This window comes from Pseudomonadota bacterium (assembly GCA_039024915.1).
Classification (GTDB): domain Bacteria; phylum Pseudomonadota; class Alphaproteobacteria; order Rhizobiales; family MH13; genus MH13.
The window spans coordinates 74,281-95,455 of sequence record JBCCPK010000006.1 but is presented as its reverse complement, the minus strand read 5'-3'; the positions used below and the strand labels follow the sequence as shown (position 1 = coordinate 95,455).

Sequence of the window (21,175 nt, the reverse complement as noted above, 5' to 3'; positions counted from 1 at the left end):
CAGCGCCTGTTACGATGCCACGTTCATTCTACATAACAACCGCCATCTCATACCCTAACGGTGCACCCCATATCGGGCATGCCTATGAGGCGTTGGCGACCGATACCATAGCCCGCTTCAAGCGCCTTGATGGCTTTGATGTTCGCTTTTTGACGGGCACCGATGAGCATGGATTAAAGATGCTCAAGACCGCCCGCGACCTGGGCATGTCCGCTGCCGCGCTTGCCGACCAAAACGCTCCGCGTTTTGAGCAGATGGTGGAGGCGTTGGGCTGTACCAATGATGATTTCATCCGCACCTCTGACGAGCGTCATCATCATGCCGCGCAAGCAATCTGGAAGCGAATGGAAGGTGCAGGGTACATTTATAAGGATAGCTACGCTGGGTGGTACTCGATCCGCGATGAGGCCTATTACGGTGAGGATGAGACACAGCTCACCGAAAGCGGTGAGCGGCTTGGTCCGCAAGGCACCCCTGTCGAGTGGGTTGAGGAGGACAGTTACTTCTTCAAACTCTCGGAGTTTGGTGACCGTCTGCTTGCGCACTACGCTGCAAACCCTGAGTTTATCGGACCCGATGAACGTCGCAATGAGGTCGTGCGGTTTGTTGAAACTGGCTTGAAGGATCTGTCGATCTCTCGCACGACGTTCGACTGGGGCGTTAAAGTGCCGGGCGACGAACGCCATGTGATGTATGTCTGGGTCGATGCTCTGACCAACTACATTACGGCCTTGGGGTTTCCCGATGAAACGGACGCGCTGTGGCGCTACTGGCCCGCCGACGTTCACATCATCGGCAAAGACATCGTCCGGTTCCATGCGGTCTATTGGCCCGCTTTCTTGTTGGCGGCTGGCCTGCCTCTACCGAAGCGGGTCTTTGCGCATGGATTCCTGTTCAATCGCGGGGAGAAGATGTCGAAGTCAGTCGGCAACGTCATCGACCCGTTCGCGATGGTCCGGCACTATGGGCGGGACCAGGTTCGGTACTTCTTTCTGCGTGAAGTGCCATTCGGGCGCGACGGAAACTATAGCCATGAGGCGATTGTGGGCCGGATTAACGCCGACCTCGCGAACGATCTGGGCAACCTCGCACAACGCTGCCTGTCGATGGTTGCCAAGAATTGTGAAGCCCAGGTCCCCGCGCCAGGCCCGATACTGGAGGAAGACGATGCGGTCCTGAAAGCATCAGAAGACCTGCTTGATCTCGCTCGCAGCGCCGTCGACCGCCAGGAGTTGCACAATGTTCTGATCGCAATCTGGTCGGTTGTATCAGACACCAATCGCTACTTCGCATCGCAAGAGCCGTGGGCGCTCAAGAAGTCCGATCCAGACCGGATGCGGACGGTTTTATGGGTCACGATGGAAGTCTTGCGCCGGGTCGCGATCCTGACTCAGCCGGTGATGCCGGGCGCATCCAAAGCACTCCTCGACATGCTCGCTGTGCGCGAAGATGCGCGTACCTTTGCCCATCTGGTCGATAGCTTGGACAGTGGTGCCGACTTGCCGAAGCCGGTTCCGGTCTTTCCGCGTTATGTTGAAGCCGACGATGCAGGCGAGGGGGCCTAAGCCTTGCTGGTCGACAGCCATTGCCATCTCGACTTTCCCGATTTCGATGGCGAACTGGACGACGTGCTGACGCGCGCAAGGGAACGCGAGGTGGGACACTGCGTAACGATCTGCACAAAAGTCCGGAATTTTGACCAGATTCGCGTTGTCGCAGAGTCGAGCGACATGCTCAGCTGCTCTGTCGGCACGCACCCGCACAATGCCGATCAGGAGCTTGATGTCACAGCCACCGATCTCATCCAGTTGGCAGAGCATCCAAAGGTTGTTGCAATCGGCGAGGCGGGGCTCGACTATCACTATGACAACGCCCCACGTTCCGCGCAGGCGACGGGCCTCCGACGCCACATTGATGCCGCGCGCCAAACCGGATTGCCTTTAGTCATCCATGCAAGATCAGCCGACGAGGATATGATCTCAATCCTTGAGGAGGAGACCGCAAATAGCGGTCCGTTCCCGATGGTGTTGCATTGCTTTTCATCCGGAGCTGAGCTGGCTCGCCGCGGTGTAGCCCTAGGCGCTTACGTTTCGTTTTCCGGCATTGTGACGTTCAAGAAGTCCCATGACCTGCGAGCAATCGCCAAAGATGTGCCAACCGATCGCCTTCTGGTCGAGACCGATGCGCCATACCTTGCACCGGTGCCCAATCGTGGAAAACGCAATGAACCAGCTTTTGTTGCCGAAACGGCGTCTGTCCTTGCCCAGGTTCGTGGCGTGAAGGATGCCGAATTGGCTGATGCTACGACCGAAAATTTCTATCGTTTGTTCTCAAAGGCAAAGCATCCGTGAGCCTGAGGTTCACCATTCTAGGCTGCGCATCATCAGGGGGCGTACCGCGGGCAGGGGGGCTCGGCGAAAAGGGACGTTGGGGTGCATGCGATCCGAATGAACCTCGCAATACAAGGCGACGGTGCGCCCTCCTCGTCCGAAAGGAAGGTCAAGGCGGCACGACGACCTGCGTGATCGATACCGGCCCAGACTTTCGCCAACAAATGTTGGCCGCCAACGTCGAACGGATCGATGCGGCTGTTTATACCCATTCCCATGCCGACCATTTGCACGGAATCGACGACCTGCGGCCCTTTGCTCTTTCCGCTCGTGCGCGGATAAAGGTCTATATGGACGAAGCCACCTTCGAACGAGCTGCGCACGCATTTAACTACTGCTTCCAAGCGCCACCGGGATCGAGCTATCCACCTATTCTGGATCGCCATTTGATTACACCGGAAAGGCTGGTCGAAGTCGACGGCGACGGTGGCACCGTTCCATTCCTACCTATCCCAGTCCAACATGGTGACATCACAGCTCTGGGCTTCCGTGTTGGCGCCGCCGCATACATTCCCGACGTAAGCGCCATCGACGAGGCGCAGATCCGCAGCCTGCATGACCTCGATGTCCTTATCATTGATGCCCTGCGCTACCGGGCACACGGTAGCCACTTCACGGTCGAGCAAGCGCTCGAGCTAAGCGCGCGCATACGGCCAAAGAGGACCATTCTAACGAATATGCATGTTGACCTCGACTATCGAACCCTCGCAGCCGAGCTCCCGTCCACTGTAGAGCCGGCTTATGATGGGCTGGAGATCACGCTGTAGCAACGCGCTGCGTATCATTTTAAGTTCCATAATATATCTTATCGGAATCATATGGATTTTGTTGGGGATGGCTATGTGCGCACGGGGCACGGTCCAACGTTGCAGCCCCGCCCTCCCGTATAATGCTGGCACGTCACTGAGCCCTGCAGCCGCACAGAAAGGTACGCCGTGAGTTTGGCAGACACAGATGGATTAGCCGACGCTTCCAACCAGCCCCTCGGTCAAGCCAATCAGATCGAGACGCTGCTTGCGATCATGAAAGCGTTGCGAGATCCCGAAAGCGGTTGCCCTTGGGATATCGAGCAAACTTTCTCTTCGATCATGCCATACACAATTGAAGAGGCCTATGAAGTCGCCGATGCGGTCGAACGCAATGATATGGATGATCTTTGCGATGAACTCGGTGATCTGCTGTTGCAGGTCGTTTTTCATGCTCGCATGGCTGAGGAGCTCGGTGCGTTCCGCTTCGATGATGTTGTGGCCGCTGTCACGAGGAAAATGATCCGCAGGCATCCCCACGTGTTTGGCGATCTTGATCGTGACGATGCCGCGGCCGTCAAGCAACGGTGGGAAGCTATCAAAGCCGAAGAGCGCGCGGAAAGGGCGCTGAAACGTGCTGAACGCGGGCAGGTGGCTCCGATGGCTGAAGGCGCGCTTGGATCTGTTCCAGGCACCCTGCCCCCGGTGCAGCGAGCGCTGAAGTTGCAGCAGCGAGCGGCGCGCGTTGGATTTGATTGGCCGGACGCTGCCTCGGTCCTCAGCAAGCTGCGAGAGGAGACGGCGGAAGTCGAAGCGGAGCTGAGCGCGCCAAAACCTGATCCGGACCGGGTAGAGGACGAGATCGGCGACGTCCTCTTTGTGGTCGTCAACCTTGCGCGAAAAGCTGGGATTGACCCCAACAGTGCTTTGGCGCGGACCAACACGAAGTTTTTGGAGCGCTTTCGAGCTGTCGAAGAGACGCTAGGGGAAACCCAAACGCCTGTTGGTAAAGCTGATCTGGAAACGATGGAGGCTGCTTGGCAGGCCGCCAAGGGCATACGTTAGCCCGTTCAGCGCGGCCGCGAGATATCGGTTCAGCGTTGGAATCGTTCGCGCGCATGCGCAAGATCGCGCGCGGTCAGCGCGACGCGCATGCGACATGACCCGTCTTCAAGAAGCTCTTCTTTGAGGATTGTCGCGTGACGAAAGAGCCACGCGCGCCCTTCCCCGTCACTTGAGTCCAGGTGGAACTCAGCCTCATTGCGGGATGCGGTGATCGCGGCCTCCATGACGTCTTCAAGGAGAGAGACGCCCTCCCCGGTTATCGCGGAAACCGGGATGATGGTATCGCCCAAACGCTCCGCAGTTCGGAACAGTGTATCGCGCTCGTCCTTTCCGATTGTATCGATTTTGTTCCACGCCTCGATCATCGGTGGAGCGACACCGGCATCGTCGGGCCCGATCTCAAGCTGCTTCAGCACCGAAAGAACATCGGCTTTCTGAACTTCGTTGTCGGGGTCGGTCATATCGCGCACATGCACGATGAGGTCAGCCTCTTGAACCTCTTCCAAGGTCGCGCGAAACGCAGCAATCAGCGATGTCGGCAGATCTGAGATAAAACCCACCGTGTCCGATAACACAATTTCGGTCCCACGCGGCAGCGTTACACGCCGCAGCGTTGGGTCAAGCGTGGCGAACAACAGATCCTCGGCCATCACATCGCTGCCAGCCAGCCGGTTGAACAGCGTCGACTTTCCGGCGTTTGTGTAGCCAACCAGCGCAACCGTGGGCGCTGGAACGCTTTGGCGCCTTGCCCGGTGAAGCGTGCGCATGCGCCGAACGTCTTCTATCTGCTTTTGCAGCCGTGTGATCTTGGTTTGGATGACCCGTCTGTCAGCTTCGATCTGCGTCTCACCGGGACCACCCAAGAAGCCCTTCCCGCCCCGCTGGCGTTCCAGGTGGGTCCATGAGCGCACCAGACGGCTTTTTTGGTAGCTCAAGTGCGCAAGTTCGACTTGAAGGGTTCCCTCCCGCGTCTGTGCGCGGCGGCCGAAAATCTCGAGGATGAGCCCCGTGCGGTCAAGAACCTTGGCGTGAAGAGCTCGCTCAAGATTACGCTGTTGAATGGGTGTCAGTTCATGGTCCACGAACACCAGCTCGATTGAGTCTGCACGGACGTGTTCAACAATTTCGTCAACCTTGCCCCTACCCAAGAGCGTCGCTGGCCGCAGGTTTTGGAGCTGAACAACGCGCTGAAACACCACATCGAGATTGATCGCCGCTGCTAGACCGACAGCCTCCTGCACCCGTGCGTCTGCACTGCGTTCGAGTGTTGCCGCCTGCCCCGATGCCCTCGTTGTGCCAGGCTTGCTGCGGGCGGAGAGTATCGGAACAATGATGCAGGTGCGCGTTTGCCGGGCTCGCGTATCCTCGATCTGAAAACGTGGCTTGCCCTGCCGACTGCGTGCCTTGTCGTCCTGTTCGGAGTGGTCGCTCATATTGGACCTGCCCCAAAGCTCAAAGCGAATGGGATGGCGTTGCCTTCCCGAAAGAATGATCGGCCCGTTGCCTCACCTTCAGGAGGCGTCCTCGTCGGGATCGAACAATTGAACCGGCTGAGCGGGCATGATCGTGGAAATCGCATGTTTGTAGACAAGCTGGGAATGTCCGTCTCGGCGCAACAAAATGCAGAAGTTGTCGAACCAGGTCACGATGCCCTGAAGTTTGACCCCGTTTACCAGAAAGATCGTCAGAGACGCCTTCTGCTTGCGCACGTGGTTCAGGAAAGCGTCTTGCAAGTTTGGCGTTCTATCCTGTGCCATGGTTTCCCCCGGTCTTGTTTAATCCGCCCTTGATGGACGGTTTGAGGCGCCGATGAATGTCACGGCTCAGTAACTCATTGTGCGTGCGGGGGAAGTCTTGAGCGCTTCACAGCTCAAGCGCCTAGCCAGATAAAGCCACGACTGTGGTCATCATTGCCCGCACTGCGCGTACAAAAGACCTGATCACACGCGCTTTTGCAATCCGCCACGAACCGGTTTTTGCTTTCCAGCGTGGTCCGGCCGTCTATTGGCGCAGAAATCTGCCGCTGAAGCCCGCTATCAACCCTATAACTTCAAGTCGCCCCGCAACCATCGCGATACTCAAGACGACGGCAGCCAAAGGCTGCATTTCGCTGTAGCCTGGCCAGGCCTCGGGCGGTGCCCAACCAAATTCATAAAGCGGGCCAATGTTCACGATAGATGCCAAGGCAGCTACGACCGCTGCTGCTGCGGGGAAACCCGAGATAGCAACAGCCATCGTCGTCAGGGCCCAAAAACCCAAAAGTAGAACGAGCGCGGTCCAGATCGCCCGCATACCATCGGTGTCATAAGCGAACCGTCCCATGTGATCTGTGTAGACCGCATGGGGATAGATAATGTGCTCGAGCTCTTTGACCGCGTGTTGCCCCATGTAGGCCGCGCGATATAGCTTCAGGCCGCCGGCGGTGGAGAACATGCCACCACCGATAAGAACGACGACGAGGGCAAGGGAAAGCGGCAGAACGGTCGCCCCAGCGTTACGCGCTTCGAAGCCTGTCGTTGAAACAAGCGATGCCGCCGTAACGAAACCTTCTCGCAACGCATCAAGCGGCCCCAGAACCAGGCCAGAACCGGCTGCAGCGGCAAAAGCGATTGCGTATGCGACGCCCAAGACGGCCGCAATAGCTGCGATGGACAGGCTCTCTATCAGTGTTATGGAGCGACCCAGTCGGCCTGTAGCCACCAACCGGTGCCATGTCAGGCTCGTGGCACCGATAAGCATAAAAAACCCGATGACCCATTCAGCCAGGGGCGCACCAAAGTCGCTGAGGCTTCCGTTGCGGGGCATCATGCCTCCAGTGGAAACGGTCGAGAGCGTCAGCGTGAAGGCGTCAAAAACTTCAAGGCCTGCGATAACGAGCAAAGCGAAGCATGCCACGGTGATCGCCCCGTACATGGTCACAACACCGCCCAACCGGTGACGAAGAATTTGTTGGGAGTCGCCGCCAAACCGCAAGACCGGTGTCCCCCCTGCCCCCGACGGAGCCAGAACAACAATAATCGCGGCAAGGGTAAGCAAACCACCAAGCCACTGGAGTAAGGCGCGCCAGGCTATGATGGCGGCCGATACGTCGCTGAGGTCGCGATAAACCGTTCCACCGGTGGTGGTGAGGGCCGACGCCGCTTCGAAGAATGCAAGGTGAAGTGGCACATCCGTCAAGATCCAGAACGGCGGCGTTGCTGCCGCGATGCCGAACAGCCACAACAGAATGAGAACGCGAAAGCCAATCTGACGATCAAGGTGCATATGGCGTTCTGAAAAACCTATCCTGACGCCCAGCGCCAGAAATAGCAGAATGCCCGCCTGCCCGGTGAACAGTGACGTTCCCGCCATATCGCCGAGGGCCAGCGCGATAGCGGCACATAGGACCGCAGCGATAGCCATAAGGCCGGCCAACGAAGCCGATGCACGCAGCACCGCTAACATTGGCTTAGCCTCTCAATTGACACGGCTCAAAAGAACTCAAGCGAGACACGGAACAGCTGCTCCACCTGCTTCACCTGTCCCGCCAGTGCAAACATCACCACCCGGTCACCAGCTAGGACCGTGGTGTCACCGTCGGGTATAAGAACATCTTCCTTCCGCAGGATCGCACCTATCCGCAGGCCGTCCGGCAGATCGAGGTCACGGAGGTGTTGACCGACCAATGGCGAGGTCTCGAGCGCTTCGGCTTCGATCACTTCTGCTGCGCCGTCCATCAGCGAATGCACCTGACGGATGCGGCCCTTGCGAACATGCTGAAGAACGCGGGAGATGGTGACCTGCCGCGGATTCACGTACGCGTCGATGCCCAAGGACTGCGCGAGGGGCGGATAGGACGAGTTATTGATCAGAGCTAGGTTTTGCCGGACACCCAAACGCTTGGACATCACGCAAGACAGAATGTTGACCTGATCATCATTGGTCAGCGCGATCAGGGTATCGGTCTGGCTGATATCGGCTTCGTTCAGGATTTCCTGGTCGAGAGCGCTGCCGTGCAAGATGACCGAACGCGATAGTCGATCGGCGATCTGCACCGCGCGGTCGCGGTTTTCCTCAATGATTTTGATCTTGGTGCGCGACTGCCGGGTTTCCAGGGCGTGTGCAACATACATTCCGATGTTGCCCCCACCCGCAATGACAACACGATCCGCCTCAGCTTCCTGCCGTCCAAAAATCCCAAGGGTTCGTCGGACCTGTTCGCGGTCAGCTGCAAAATAGACGGTGTCACCCGCAAGCATCGCATCATCGGAGCGTGGGACGAACATGTGATCGCCACGTAGAATGCCGACCACCGTTGCTGCGAGCTCCGGAAACAGTCCGGAGAGTTGGCGCAGCGGCGTATCCACAATCGGTGTGTCTTCCAGAAGGTACACGCCGACAACCGATATTCGGTCCTCTGCAAAGCGCGCGGAATCAAGCGCCCCGGGAAGTGCCAGCCGGCGTAGAACCATCTCGCCAACTTCGATCTCTGGCGAAATGATCACGTCGATCGGCATGTTCTCGCGGGAGAACAGGGTCGCATATTGTTTCTCGAGATAGCTCTGCGCGCGAATGCGGGCGATTTTTGTGGGCACGTTGAACAGAGAGTGCGCAACCTGGCACGCCACCATGTTCACCTCGTCATACAAAGTGACAGCGACGATCATATCGGCCTGTTCAATCCCAGCTTGAACGAGCGCATCAGGATGCGAGCCGTGGCCAACAACGCCGCGAACATCGAGCGTATCGCGAATGGCCTGGATAAGCCGCGCGGACGTATCGATGACGGCTACGTCGTTGTTCTCGCGCGATAGGCGTTCAGCGATGCCGAAGCCGACTTGGCCGGCCCCGCAAATGACCACTCTCATGAAAGCCCCTGCCCTCTTTTTACGATCAAACCGATCGTTACTGCGCAATGGCTATCCCGGCCATCGCGCCTATGGAGGCTAGCCATTAAGCCCAAGAGATTTCAATTTTCTATGCAGCGCAGACCTTTCCATCCCAATGAACTCAGCAGTCTTGGAGATGTTGCCGTTAAAGCGGTTGATCTGGGATGAAAGGTAATCGCGTTCAAACACTTCGCGGGCTTCGCGCAGCGGCATACTCATGAGGTTTTCTGCACCTTCACTCGCCGTTTTGGGAAGCAAGGATGAAACGTCAGGCGGCAACAGCTCCGCGGTCACATGGCTGCCGTTCTCGCCGCGAGCAAGGATCATCATGCGCTCCACATTATTGCGCAGTTGTCGCACATTGCCCGGCCAATCATGGGTTTGCAGGATGGTCAGCGCATCGTCCGCTATCTGGCGGATGGGCAAACCGCTCGATCGGGCGAGCTGCTGCATAAAATAATGAACGAGTTCAGGAACATCGGACCGGCGCGAGGCGAGCGGCGGTACGTTCAGCGGGACGACCGCAAGCCGGTGGTAAAGATCGGAACGGAACGTCTCCGCTTCGATCAATGGCTCAATAGGAACCGAGGAAGACGACAGAACCCGTACGTCAACCTGAACGCGTGTTGAGCCACCGACGCGGGTAAAGGTTTGGTCCACCAGGACCCGCATGATTTTCGCCTGGGTATCGCGCGGCATCTCTGAAACTTCGTCAAGGTAGAGCGTGCCCCCGTGCGCTTCTTCCAAGGCGCCCACTTTGCGCGGTGAGCCAGGCTCGCTTTCCGTTCCAAAGAGCTCAAGCTCCATTGTTTCCGGTGCGATACTAGCACCGTTGAGAATGACGAAAGGACCACTGGCGCGTCGTGATTTTGCGTGGATTGCGCGCGCAACCAGCTCCTTGCCGGACCCCGACGGTCCGAGGATCATGACACGGCTATTTGTCGGCCCCAGGCGATCGATCTGCGTTCGAAGCGCGTTCATTTCCTGGCTTGAACCCACAAGTTCATAGTCCAACCCAGATGAGTGCTTCAGTGAGCTGATCTCGCGCTTCAAGGCCGTTGTCTCGAGCGCCCGCATGGCGACCAGAAGCAACCGGTCGGACTGAAACGGCTTCTCTATAAAATCGAACGCGCCGGTCTTGATGGCACTGACAGCGGTGTCAATCGTACCGTGTCCCGAGATCATAACGACCGGAAGGTCCGGATAAGTCGTCCGTAGGACTTCGAGAAGTTGCATACCGTCAAGCCGGCTGCCCTGCATCCAAATATCGAGAAAGACCAGATTAGGGCGGCGCGCCTCAATGGCGGTCAACGCGGAATCTGCATCCGCAGCCAGGCGCGTGGTGTAGCCCTCATCTTCCAGGATGCCGGCCACCAGCTCCCGAATATCAATTTCGTCGTCAACGACCAGTATGTCGCCACTCAAAGCGCTTCTCCTGTCAGCAATTCGCCCTCCGCGATTTCCTGTTGCCCGAACACCAACTGCACCAAAGCGCCCTTGAGAGGGGTCCGCGCATCCTTAGCATCGAGAAGCCGAAGCGTACCGCCATGGTCCTCGACAATTCGGCGTACGATCGCCAGACCAAGACCGGTCCCTTTTTCGCGGGTCGTCATGTAGGGTTCGAGCAATTTGGCGCGTCCGCCCTCGGGAAAGCCTATCCCAGTGTCGGTGATCTCAATGATCAGATGATCGTCCTGATGAAAGGCTTCGACGTGAATGCGGTCTCGTGTTTTCACCGTCGCCTCGGCCGCGCTGCCGTCCTCTCCGGTAGTCGATATTTCAGACGCGCTTTCAATGCCTTCTGCAGCGTTCTTGATTAAATTTGTGAAGACCTGGCTCATCAGACGCGAATCGATGGGCATTGGCAAGCCGCCCTCTGGAAGTGTCGCCTCGATGTCGATGGCCGGAAAGCCATTACCCATCAAGAACACCGTCTCGTCGATAACCTTGGCAAGATCAGCGGGGGCGAACTCCGGCTTGGGCATACGGGCGAATGATGAGAACTCGTCCACCATTCGGCCAATATCTCCGACCTGCCGGATAATTGTGTTGGTGCACTGCTCGAAGACTTCGGTGTCTTCGGTCAGCTTGCGGCCATAACGACGCTTCAGCCGTTCCGCCGACAGCTGAATGGGTGTCAACGGGTTTTTAATTTCATGTGCGATTCTGCGCGCAATATCCGCCCACGCGCTTGATCGCTGCGCCGCCATAAGATCGGACACGTCATCGAACGTCAGAACGGCGCCCCTGGCTGAGCCATCGTCGGCGTGTTCGATGGTGAGGGTTACGGTGAGGATGCGTAACTGACCGTCGCGCTCCAAACGAACCTCGCGGGGATTCTTGCGCGCTTGGCGACTATCGAGGCGGTCGGGCATCACTGACGCAAACTCGGGGATAGCCGCTGATATCCGGCGGCCAAGAAGGTCGTCGACACTGGAGCCCAGCAAGGCCGCCGCCGACCGGTTCACCAGCGAGATATGCATGGCTCGATCAATGCCGATCACGCCCGCCGAGACGCCAGCAAGGACTGCCTCGGTAAATCGGCGTCGCGCATCAAGCTGCTCGTTGGTATCAACCAATTCGTTGCGTTGGGAGCGCAGATCATTGGTCATGCGGTTGAAGGTTTGCCCCAGGACCGCAAGGTCACCTTCTTGCTTTCGTATGGGCACCTGCACATAGAGGTTCCCCGATGAAATCTGCTGGGCTGCCATCATCAAACGGCGCACTGGCAGGACCAGCCGGTCTGCGAATGCAATGGCGATCCACATGGCCGCCAACAACATGATCAGCGCGAGGCCGAGGAACATGAAGCCGAACGATACCTGAACGCCGAAGCGTCGGTCTTGTAGCTGTTCGAATTCAGCCGCGTTTTGCTCCGTCACCAGTAGGTACTGGACGACCCTGGGGTCCACCGCTCTGGCGATGAACACATAGTGGTCTTCAAACTCCGATAGCCGCATGATCCCGGCTAGCTGGTTTGTCGTCCCCGGCGGAATTAAAACCGGCGTATCATCGGTAACCCGTGCGATGATCGATGGATCGGGCTGGCGGTATTCGTCGGAAAAACGTGTCTCGGCGCGAAGCAACTCAATCCCGTCGCCGCCGACCAGCGACATGTAAGGTATGTTTCGGATCGTCGCGAGGTCCGACATGAAAGCCTGGAAGCGCTCCGGGTCGAACTCGTAGATGCCCTGGGAACGGTTGAGTTCACTCGCCGCTGAATTCAGTTCGATGCTCAGCACTTGCCGGTATTCATCAAGGTAGGCCCTAGCGACAACACGGGCAAAATCCACCATTGACTGGGTGCGTTCGGAGAACCATCGGTCCAAACCGCGGTCGAGGGTGATGGTCGCCACGACTGCAACAAGAATTGCCGGTACTGCCGCAATGAGACTGAACAGCGCCAACAGACGCAAATGCAGCCTCGCCCCGGCCCGGCGGTCCTTGCGCGCCTTGAGAATCTTGAAGATCTCGATCCCAATCAGCACAACCAAAGCTGTGACGGTGACCGCGTTCACCACCATCAGCCTGAGGACAACTTCCCGCGTTGGAATAATGGGTGTCGAACCGGTCAGGATCGCGAACGACCCGATACCCGCTACGATTGCGAGCACAATGAGAAACGGGCCCAGAAAACGCCTTACCAGCTTGTGGCCGTCGGAAGGCGCTCCTGAAAGCGACGCCGATTGCAGCATCCGCTTACCACCGTCCTGTCCGACCGTTTCAACCATAGATTGGATTTGCTCCATCGATCGGCAGCACACAAGACCCACGCCGCATGAACGTTGCGTGGGAGCTACACCACTGTTGTCAATTTATGACAAAAAAGCGGTCGAAGGCCAGATTGCGCCCGAGAATTGCCGCCAGATGATAAACGGCCTGCAGTTTGGCTACGGCACACTCTGTCGTGGGAAGCCTGTGCAAAACTGGGCATTGATTTGGCTGAGGTTGCGAGGCGCCAGAGGTCAAACTCAAACTATCGAGGTTGGTTCAGCGCCCACCCCGTATGACCTGAATATCGAGGTCCCTGATTTTCTTCCGCAACGTGTTGCGGTTCAGGCCCAAAAGCTCAGCAGCCTTGATCTGATTGCCACGGGTGGCGGCCAGGGCGACGGAGAAGAGCGGAATCTCCAATTCCTTGAGCATCCGATGATAAAGCCCTGGGGGCGGCAGGTCATCGCCGAAATCTTTGAAATACTTGACCAAATGCCGTTCAACGGAGACCGAAAGCCCCTCGTCAGCTTCAGCTTGTGCGCCTGCTGGCGCAAGCCCGGCAACCGCGGACCGTAACTCATCCTCTACGATCGGCGCCGTGATGACGTCCTGCGGATAAAGCGCGGCCAGCCGGCGTACCAGGTTTTCAAGTTCGCGAATGTTCCCCGGCCAACGATACTGTCGCAGCACGTCCAGCGCAGCTCCGTCGATCTGCTTGGCCGGTAGCCCTTCGTCAGCTGCCTGCGCGAAGAAGTGTCGAACAAGGTCCGGCACATCCTCGGTTCGTTCTCGCAGCGGGGGCAGGCGAAGCGGAACGACGTTCAACCGGAAAAAGAGATCTTCCCGAAACAGACCCTGATTGATCAGCTGGCGCAGGTCCTTGTTGGTCGCCGCGACGATGCGCACATCTGAGCGAATCGCCGTGCGCCCACCGACCGTTGTGTATTCGCCCTGCTGCAGAACCCTGAGGAGCCGCGTCTGAGCATCCATCGGCATATCGCCGATCTCATCAAGGAACAGTGTTCCACCCTCGGCTTGCTCGAATCGGCCCACGACACGGGTCTGCGCACCGGTAAAGGCGCCCTTCTCGTGCCCAAACAGCTCCGTCTCTATCAAGTCGCGCGGAATAGCTGCCATGTTGATCGCGACAAAGGGGCCTTTCGACCGGCGTCCAAACTCGTGCAGCGCCCGGGCAACCAGTTCCTTGCCGGTCCCGGACTCACCTGAAATCGTCACCGTCAGGTCGGTCTGCATCAACCGTGCGAGAATGCGGTAGATCTCCTGCATCGCGGCCGAACGCCCGACAAGCGGCATGTTCTCGGCGTTTTCATCAGGCGACGGCGCTCCATAAGCTTTGCGCTTGGGCTCGGACATCGCCCGGCCAACGATCGAGATCAGTTCTTTGAGATCAAAAGGCTTGGGCAGGTAGTCGTAGGCCCCTTTCTCGGAGGCGCGAACGGCGGTCATGAACGTGTTCTGCGCGCTCATCACGATAACCGGTAGCTCTGGCCGGGCCTTTCGCATCCGCGGAAGCAGATCGAAGGCGTTTTCATCAGGCATGACCACATCGGTGATCACCAGATCACCTTCGCCCTCACTGACCCACCGCCACAGCGACGCCGCGTTGGAGGTGACGCGCACCGAATAGCCCGCACGGGTCAGTGCCTGGTTGAGCACGGTGCGGATGGCAGCGTCATCATCAGCAATAAGAACCGTTTGGCTGGCTTGCGGCATAGTCTAGTGGGTCCTGTAGGCGAGAGTAGTCATGTCAGGAGAGTGTTGGCTGCAGCGGATCTTCAGGGTCAGGTGTGTAAACGGGCATCATCACCCGAAAGGTTGCCCCACGCCCGGCGCTTTCGCACTCAACAATGCCGCCATGGTCGCGGATGATCTTGGCAACCAATGCCAAGCCGAGACCCGAGCCATTGGATTTGGTCGTGACGAACGGGTCGAACAGGTTGGGCAGCAAATCGCGCGGGATGCCTGGCCCGTTATCGCGGACCGAGAACTCAAGCGGCAAGGTCATGCGCCGCGCGCTTCCTGGCACAGAGAGCCGGATACCGGGCTTGAACGCTGTTGATAAAACGATCTCGCCCTCAGCGGCCTGCCCAATGGCTTCGCTGGCGTTCTTCACCAGGTTGAGGAACACCTGAACCATCTGATCGCGGTTGGCGAGCAGCATTGGCAGCGATGGATCGTAACGCTCAATAAAAGAGATATGGCTGGCAAAGCCGGTCTCGGCGAGCCGCTTCACGTGCTCGAGTACCGTATGAATGTTGACGGGGCCGCGCTCGACAGGTCGCTCATCGGAAAACACTTCCATACGATCGACCAGTTTGACGATCCGATCAGCCTCGTCAGTGATCAGCTGAGTCAGCGCGCGATCATCTTCTTCAACCGAACCCTCGAGCAACTGCGCTGCGCCCCGAATGCCCGAAAGCGGGTTTTTGATCTCATGCCCAAGCATCGCCGCGAGCCCGCTCACCGATCGCGCGGAGGATTGCGAGGTGAGCTGGCGATCGAGTTTTTGAGTTCGTGCCTGCGGGTGCAGCATAAGGCCGATACTCGTCGGCGCGCTGGTTCCCTCGCTTCTGCCCGCAAAGATCGGGGTGGCGTACACGTCCACGAGCATGTCTTCAGGATGACGCGGGGTAGCCAGGTCGACCCCATAAGCGGTCATAGGCGCCTGGTCGGACACCACTTGATCAATGGCGTCGAACAGTGGGCTTCCAAAAGGCACAAACGCTCGAAGTCCCTCTCGCCGCATGATGGCAAGGCTCGTGCGAAAGAACATCTCAGCCGCATCGTTGACTTCCAGAACATTGCAGTCCCGGTCTATCAGGATCGCCGGGTGGGGAAGAGCATTGAGCAGTAGAACCTGCCGAGCCGCCTTGTCGTCGCCCGATAGTTCCAGTTCGGCCTCTTTATTGGCAGTGGGCGCTACCATCAGGCGGCCTCCGCAACCAGATCGTGCGCTGGCGCAGCGGTCTCCCGACCCTGTGGGATGCGCCAGCGCGAGTCAGCCCAAACAGTCTTGATAGCCGCTGTGACTGCGTTGCAATCGTCGCTGCGCATCAGTGTGGCCCGGTCAACCTCGGTTGGCGCGTGCGCAAGCTCGGTCGTCTCCAAATACCAGCCGAGATGCTTGCGGGCGTTGCGGAGCCCAAGCGGTCGGTCCTTATACGTTCCATAATGCGCGACCATGCTTGCATGGTGCTCAAGGATTAGGTCCGCGGGCTCGGGCAGCCGCTGAAGGAATTCGGTTGGATCCGGGGCTGCTAGGTAGCCGGGCAGCCAAGGCCGACCATAGGCCCCTCGCCCGGTCATGAAACCGTCCGCTCCACTCGCAGAACCCATCGCAGCAAGGTCATGCAAGGAAATCAGATCGCCATTCGCGATCACCGGGATACTCACCCGTTCCTTGACCCTCGCAATCGCATCCCAATTCGCCCGCCCTTTGTAAAACTGGCAGCGGGTCCTGCCATGGACCGTCAGCATCTGGATGCCCGCGTCTTCGGCGCGGCGGGCCAGCTCGGGCGCATTCAGGGTGGTATCATCCCAACCGAGCCGCATTTTCAGAGTGACAGGAACGTCGACAGCCCCAACCGTCGCATCGATCAAGGTCAAAGCGTGATCAAGGTCCCGCATGAGTGCTGATCCCGAGTAACCGCTGGTCACTTTTTTGGCAGGGCAACCCATATTGATATCAATGATCGAAGCTCCGGCCCCTTCTGCAATTTTGGCCGCCTCCGCCATCCATTGGGCCTGTCTTCCGGCAAGCTGCACAACGCTGGTCGGTAATCCGCTTACGTCCATCCGCAAGCGGCTATCTGGATTGTCGACAACCAACTCCTGACTTGCGACCATCTCAGAAACGACAAGTCCGGCACCGTAGCGGTAAGCCAGCTGGCGGAACGGAAGGTCACTCACGCCCGACATGGGCGCAAGGACAACCCGATTGCGCGCCTCAGCCCGCGCAATGGGCAGAGGCGTGCGCAAGCTGTCTGGGAACGCGAAGGAATTGGGCGTGGCCCCGAAGCCATGCGCCCGGGAAAAATTGTTCATTCCTTATGCATGACTAATATTTAAACAAATTGCAATCCTCGCCCCCGGCGTTGCACCACTTCTGAGCATAGGTCATTGGTCCAGAGTTAACATGGTCCACGCGGCGGGTTAGGTGACGGGGATGAATGGACCAAAGACCGAAGAAGCTGACGTCGTTCGGCCAGTTTGTGCCCTGGTTGTGGCGGGCGGTTCCGGGCTGAGGGCGCGCACGTCGGATCGCGATACAGCAAAGCAGTTCGAGGATCTTGCCGGGCTACCAGTTTTCGCCCACGCACTACGGACACTTGCTGCGCACCCACGGGTGGAGTGTTTGATTTGCGTTCTGCCCGCAGACCAGATCAACAATAGTGAGGTGCGCGATGCCGCCCATCGCGCGGCCGGTGCTTCGGTCAACCTCATATTCACCGTCGGGGGCGCATCGCGCCGGGCGAGTGTGGCAGCGGGTTTGGTCTGCGTGAGCGGGTCTTACCGGACCGTTCTGATCCATGACGCTGCGCGCCCCTTCTTGACCGCACCATTGATCGATACGGTGCTCGCCGGCCTTTCGCGGGCTGAAGGCGCGGTCCCTGCCCTGCCTGTTTCAGACACGCTGAAGCGTTCCAACGATGGCCTGATTGTTAGCGGCCCGGATCGTTCCGACCTTCTCACTGTCCAAACGCCACAAGCTTTTCGGACGGACGCCATAAGCGGAGCTCACCGGAAGCTTGAAGCGGCTTTGGAGCAGGGTACTGTGGCCGAAGCTGCCTTTACGGATGATGCCAGCGTTCTGGAATGGGCTGGCGGGGCTTGCGTCGCCGTCGCCGGTGATCCTGACAATATCAAGATCACCAATCCCGCAGACTGGGCGCGGGTTACACGGGCCATCGCCTACCAACAGGAAGGATTGGACATGGCACCGAGTATCGGTCATGCCAACGCGCACATTCAAAGGGAAACCCGGGTCGGCGTCGGCTATGACACACACCGGCTGGTGCCTGGCGACGGGGTTTGGCTCTGCGGGCATTTTATCGCGCACACGCACAAGCTTGACGGCCATTCGGACGCTGATGTCGGGCTGCATGCTCTCACCGATGCTCTCCTGGGTGCCATCGGCGCCGGGGATATCGGCACGCATTTCCCGCCCTCGGATCCTCAGTGGAAAGGTGCGGCCTCGCATCAGTTTCTGACGCATGCCGGCAAACTGGTCGGCGAACGCGGCGGTCGTATCGTCAACCTTGACGTTGTGATTATCGCTGAGGAACCCAAAGTCGGGCCACATCGCCCGGCGATGCTGACAGCGGTTTCCCAGGCGCTGGGGATCGAGCAGTCTCGGGTCAGTATCAAAGCGACGACCAATGAGCGGATGGGCTTTGTCGGACGGTCAGAAGGGATCGCTGCATTTGCAACAGCTTCGGTGGAGTTGCCCAATGACCCCTGAGTTGCTCGAGCGGGCAGAGGCACTTCTCAATCTGGCCCAGGCTAACGATCGGATGATCGCGACCGCGGAAAGCTGCACCGGCGGCCTGATCGCCGCAACACTGACCGAGATCGCCGGGTCTTCAGCGGTCGTTGACCGCGGTTTCGTCACCTATTCCAATGAAGCCAAACAGGACATGCTTGGAGTGCCGATAACCCTTATCGCCAGCCACGGCGCGGTCTCAGAACCAGTTGCGCGCGCCATGGCCGATGGCGCACTAGCCCGCTCTGAGGCGGACTTGGCAATCTCTGTTACGGGCGTTGCAGGACCTTCGGGTGGTTCACCCGACAAGCCGGTGGGGACCGTCCATTTCGGCTTGGCGCGCCGCGGCGGCCTGACGCTGCATGATCACAAGGTTTTTGATGACGCCCGCGCGCATGTGCGTACGCTGACAGTTGCGCATGCGCTTACTATGCTTGTGAATGCGCTGAAGAGTGAGGTATCAGGCGGCGGTTGATGCGCCGTATAATGCGTCCGCCCTCTCCTCGAAAGCTGTCGAGAACTTCCGGAACGCACGGTCAAACATCGCACCCATAAGCGAACCAAGGGTCCGTGAGCGGAACTCGTAGTCGATATCGAAAACGACCGTGCTTGAGGCCGGGCTAATCTCCTCAAACGACCACTGATTTTCCATTTTCTTGAAGGGCCCATCAAGATAGGTGACAAGGATCTTGCGGGCTTTGGGGTCTAGTTCGACACGCGAGGTAAAGGTCTCTCGGAACATCCGATAAGCCACGGTCATGTCGGCGACGATGACCCGCTTTCCGTTAGACAGGTCGCTTTCACCACGAACGCGAAGCGCCTGGCACAACGGCACAAACTCGGGATACTTGCGAACATCAGCGACAAGCGCAAACATATCGTCTGCACTGTGCGCTACTTTATGCCGGGTTTTAAAATGCGGCACTGCAGGCCCCCAAGCTACTCGTCACACCGTAACATACTATGGGATGGGCATAAACATTCTGTAAGTCCGCCGATCAACGTACAGAGCTGTCGCGCGGCATTGTGTCCGTAACGTACGCCAAGACGAATTCACTGGGCAGATGATCCGGCTTACTTAGAAGCCGTGGGTCTGGAGACGAGCTGCTTTGAGCTTCGCGAAATCATCACCGGCATGGTGCGACGAGCGGGTCAAAGGGGACGACGACACCATGAGAAAGCCCTTAGCGTAGGCGATCTTTTCAAAAGCCTTGAACTCATCGGGCGTTACAAAGCGCTTGATCGGATGATGCTTTCGGGTGGGCTGCAAATACTGACCAATCGTCAGGAAATCGACGTCTGCGGCACGCAGATCGTCCATCACTTGCAAGACTTCGTTCCGTTCCTCACCGAGACCAACCATGATGCCCGATTTCGTAAAGGTGGTCGGTTCCACCTCTTTGACCATCTGCAGCAGACGGATTGAATGGAAGTAGCGGGCGCCAGGGCGGACCTTCAGATAGTTGGAGGGAACAGTTTCAAGGTTGTGGTTGAACACATCCGGCTTCGCCCGAGCCACGGTCTCAATGGCACCTGGTTTGCGCAGGAAGTCCGGCGTTAGGATCTCGATGGTGGTTTCCGGCGATTCCGCACGCACCGCTTCGATAACCTCGACAAAGTGCTTGGCCCCGCCGTCCTTGAGATCATCTCGGTCGACTGAGGTGATCACGACGTGTTTGAGGCCCATCTGCCGCGTCGCTTCCGCAACGCGCCGAGGCTCATCGAAATCAAGCGAAGTCGGAACGCCCGTTGTAATGTTGCAGAAGGCACAGGCCCGGGTGCAGATCTCACCCATGATCATGAAGGTTGCGTGCTTCTTATCCCAACATTCGCCTATGTTGGGGCAACCGGCCTCTTCGCAAACGGTGACGAGCTTGTTCTCGCGAACAATCGAGTTCGTTTCCTGGTAGCCTTTTGAAACCGGTGCGCGCACGCGAATCCAGTGCGGCTTTTCCAGTCGCTCGCTATCGGGCTTGTGCGCCTTCTCCGGATGGCGTGGCCGCGCCTTGCGGGCCGCCTGCGTGCGGTCGATCAGTGTGACCATGGTTTCTCCCAAAAACCCGAGTTGCCTAGCGACGACCCTTGATCATTCCCAAAAGGAACAAGAAGACAATTGCGCCAACTGACGCGACTACAAGGCTGCCCAGGAAGCCGTAAAAGCTGATCCCAAGGACCCCTGCCAGAAAGCCGCCAAGGTAGGCACCAATGATCCCGACGATCAGATTGGTCAGCAGACCGTGGTTTGACTTCATCACCTTTTCGGCGATGAAACCGGCGATCAGGCCGATTACGAGAAAGCCGATCAAACCTACGCCCTGCATGGCAGTGTTTCCTCAATTAGCTAGAACTTATTCGATACCAGAAAATAAGGCTGTTTGCGCAAGGCGCAAGGAGAAGCCGCATCAGCATTCACGCACGAAACGAAAAACGAGCGTGTCGGTGACCATACGGCCGGTTGCCGCACACTGGTCGTTTGCATCGCGTGTTCCGCGCATGGTGATGGTGATCTGTCCCGACGGCCGCGTGACCGGCCCTTCCACCCCGTAAAGCAGTGGGGAACCTGGGCAAAACCGCGAGAAGACGCGGGCAGTTCCGGTGTAATAGTCCCCAACGTTACGACCTTCAAACAGAACAGTACCCCGTCTCACACCCGCCGCACCCTGCCAGCTGTGCGGCGTCGTCTCGTACATCATAGTCCGGTTTTGCCCGTTGGCCGTCAGCCGCATCAGCGACCCGTTGTGATCCCAGCAGCTATCGGCGTTCGCCACGGTCGCGGACATCCCAAAAAAGCTGCCTGCCGCGACAGCGAGGCAGACAAAGGCTGCACCAATCTTCGATGGTCGTGTTCGCACGCGTTCTTCCCCAACAGTTCCGGATTTTTGTTTTGTT

General features: G+C 58.3%; 19 protein-coding genes. 6 read left to right on the top strand and 13 right to left on the bottom strand.

The window, feature by feature from the left end; translation table 11 throughout:
- The first annotated feature begins 14 nt into the window (after window positions 1–14).
- The 4 genes from metG (at window position 15) to mazG (ending at window position 4,201) form a co-directional block, all read left to right on the top strand.
- A complete protein-coding gene (gene metG, locus AAF739_12885; GenBank protein MEM6383565.1) occupies window positions 15–1,565 on the top strand; it encodes a methionine--tRNA ligase in 1,551 nt (516 codons plus the stop codon).
- A 3-nt stretch (window positions 1,566–1,568) separates the two neighbouring features.
- Complete coding sequence (locus AAF739_12880) at window positions 1,569–2,351, top strand: TatD family hydrolase (GenBank protein ID MEM6383564.1); 783 nt, start codon at window positions 1,569–1,571, stop codon at window positions 2,349–2,351.
- Window positions 2,348–3,157: an MBL fold metallo-hydrolase gene (locus tag AAF739_12875; protein MEM6383563.1), complete on the top strand. Its 810-nt coding sequence runs from the start codon at window positions 2,348–2,350 to the stop codon at window positions 3,155–3,157. Before AAF739_12880 ends, AAF739_12875 begins: the two co-directional genes overlap by 4 nt.
- 234 nt (window positions 3,158–3,391) lie before the next feature.
- A complete protein-coding gene (gene mazG / locus AAF739_12870) occupies window positions 3,392–4,201 on the top strand; it encodes a nucleoside triphosphate pyrophosphohydrolase (protein MEM6383562.1) in 810 nt (269 codons plus the stop codon).
- Window positions 4,202–4,230: 29 nt separating this feature from the next.
- Here mazG and hflX read toward each other — a convergent pair whose 3' ends face one another.
- The 9 genes from hflX to dusB all read right to left on the bottom strand — a co-directional run bounded on the left by hflX (window position 4,231) and on the right by dusB (window position 16,848).
- Window positions 4,231–5,634, bottom strand: a complete 1,404-nt coding sequence (gene hflX / locus AAF739_12865) for a GTPase HflX (GenBank protein MEM6383561.1) — start codon at window positions 5,632–5,634, stop codon at window positions 4,231–4,233.
- Window positions 5,635–5,712: 78 nt separating this feature from the next.
- Complete coding sequence (hfq, locus tag AAF739_12860) at window positions 5,713–5,958, bottom strand: RNA chaperone Hfq (GenBank protein MEM6383560.1); 246 nt, start codon at window positions 5,956–5,958, stop codon at window positions 5,713–5,715.
- Between the two features lie 244 nt (window positions 5,959–6,202).
- Complete coding sequence (locus AAF739_12855; GenBank protein ID MEM6383559.1) at window positions 6,203–7,603, bottom strand: potassium transporter TrkG; 1,401 nt, start codon at window positions 7,601–7,603, stop codon at window positions 6,203–6,205.
- Window positions 7,604–7,671: 68 nt separating this feature from the next.
- Complete coding sequence (gene trkA / locus AAF739_12850) at window positions 7,672–9,048, bottom strand: Trk system potassium transporter TrkA (protein MEM6383558.1); 1,377 nt, start codon at window positions 9,046–9,048, stop codon at window positions 7,672–7,674.
- 78 nt (window positions 9,049–9,126) lie between these two features.
- Window positions 9,127–10,494, bottom strand: coding sequence for a sigma-54 dependent transcriptional regulator (locus tag AAF739_12845; GenBank protein MEM6383557.1), 1,368 nt, complete (start codon window positions 10,492–10,494; stop codon window positions 9,127–9,129).
- The gene (locus tag AAF739_12840) at window positions 10,491–12,800 is read right to left on the bottom strand and encodes a PAS domain-containing sensor histidine kinase (GenBank protein MEM6383556.1); all 2,310 of its coding nucleotides are present in this window, start codon (window positions 12,798–12,800) and stop codon (window positions 10,491–10,493) included. The genes AAF739_12845 and AAF739_12840 overlap by 4 nt, the downstream gene beginning before the upstream one ends.
- 259 nt (window positions 12,801–13,059) lie before the next feature.
- Window positions 13,060–14,517 (bottom strand): nitrogen regulation protein NR(I), encoded by a 1,458-nt coding sequence (gene ntrC / locus AAF739_12835; protein ID MEM6383555.1) that lies wholly within the window; start codon window positions 14,515–14,517, stop codon window positions 13,060–13,062.
- A 34-nt stretch (window positions 14,518–14,551) separates the two neighbouring features.
- Window positions 14,552–15,730 carry an ATP-binding protein gene (locus AAF739_12830; GenBank protein ID MEM6383554.1) on the bottom strand — a complete coding sequence of 393 codons (1,179 nt, stop codon included), beginning with the start codon at window positions 15,728–15,730 and terminating at the stop codon, window positions 14,552–14,554.
- On the bottom strand, window positions 15,730–16,848 hold the full coding sequence (gene dusB / locus AAF739_12825) for a tRNA dihydrouridine synthase DusB (protein ID MEM6383553.1): 1,119 nt from the start codon (window positions 16,846–16,848) through the stop codon (window positions 15,730–15,732). Before dusB ends, AAF739_12830 begins: the two co-directional genes overlap by 1 nt.
- Window positions 16,849–16,969: 121 nt before the next feature.
- On the opposite strand from dusB, the gene ispF reads away from it, so the two are divergent.
- Window positions 16,970–18,265, top strand: a complete 1,296-nt coding sequence (gene ispF, locus AAF739_12820; protein MEM6383552.1) for a 2-C-methyl-D-erythritol 2,4-cyclodiphosphate synthase — start codon at window positions 16,970–16,972, stop codon at window positions 18,263–18,265.
- A complete protein-coding gene (locus tag AAF739_12815) occupies window positions 18,255–18,761 on the top strand; it encodes a CinA family protein (protein ID MEM6383551.1) in 507 nt (168 codons plus the stop codon). The genes ispF and AAF739_12815 overlap by 11 nt, the downstream gene beginning before the upstream one ends.
- Here the strand turns inward: AAF739_12815 and AAF739_12810 are convergent.
- The 4 genes from AAF739_12810 to AAF739_12795 form a co-directional block, all read right to left on the bottom strand.
- On the bottom strand, window positions 18,747–19,211 hold the full coding sequence (locus tag AAF739_12810) for an SRPBCC family protein (protein ID MEM6383550.1): 465 nt from the start codon (window positions 19,209–19,211) through the stop codon (window positions 18,747–18,749). The genes AAF739_12815 and AAF739_12810 overlap by 15 nt on opposite strands.
- A gap of 153 nt (window positions 19,212–19,364) precedes the next feature.
- Window positions 19,365–20,330: a lipoyl synthase gene (lipA, locus tag AAF739_12805; protein ID MEM6383549.1), complete on the bottom strand. Its 966-nt coding sequence runs from the start codon at window positions 20,328–20,330 to the stop codon at window positions 19,365–19,367.
- Window positions 20,331–20,355: 25 nt separating this feature from the next.
- Complete coding sequence (locus AAF739_12800; protein ID MEM6383548.1) at window positions 20,356–20,607, bottom strand: GlsB/YeaQ/YmgE family stress response membrane protein; 252 nt, start codon at window positions 20,605–20,607, stop codon at window positions 20,356–20,358.
- 81 nt (window positions 20,608–20,688) lie between these two features.
- Window positions 20,689–21,138, bottom strand: a complete 450-nt coding sequence (locus AAF739_12795) for a hypothetical protein (GenBank protein ID MEM6383547.1) — start codon at window positions 21,136–21,138, stop codon at window positions 20,689–20,691.
- Window positions 21,139–21,175: the final 37 nt, after the last annotated feature.